The sequence below is a fragment of the Psychrobacter sp. TB55-MNA-CIBAN-0194 genome, from assembly GCF_040309505.1.
GTDB classification, from domain to species: Bacteria; Pseudomonadota; Gammaproteobacteria; order Pseudomonadales; family Moraxellaceae; genus Psychrobacter; species Psychrobacter fozii.
In genome coordinates this window covers 1-273 of record NZ_JBEOOW010000269.1, presented here as the reverse complement: position 1 = coordinate 273, position 273 = coordinate 1, and the positions used below count along the sequence as shown (strand labels likewise).

1 protein-coding gene is annotated in these 273 nt (G+C 46.2%); it reads left to right on the top strand.

Features of this window, described 5'->3' with window-relative positions; genetic code table 11:
* On the top strand, nt 1-273 hold a 273-nt coding region (locus tag AAEY75_RS15110; protein WP_352260040.1), incomplete at both ends, for a sodium-dependent bicarbonate transport family permease.

Here is a 273-nt window from a genome sequence, read left to right as displayed (position 1 = left end):
CCTCTACTGCGAAAATTAATTCAATTACCGCAAAAAGAAGCCATAAGTATCGCTGCTCATTACGGCTCTGTGAGTGCGGGAACATTTGCCGTGGTGATGACCATGGTCGATCAATCTCAGTGGCCTTTACGACCTGAAACAACGTTGTATCTAGTGCTACTCGAATTGCCTGCAATTATTATCATGCTTTGGCTACACCGCTACTTACAAGCAAAAGTAGCAGGCGATAGCCAACACTCTTCGGCAGGCAGCGTATTACATGAAGCGCTGACA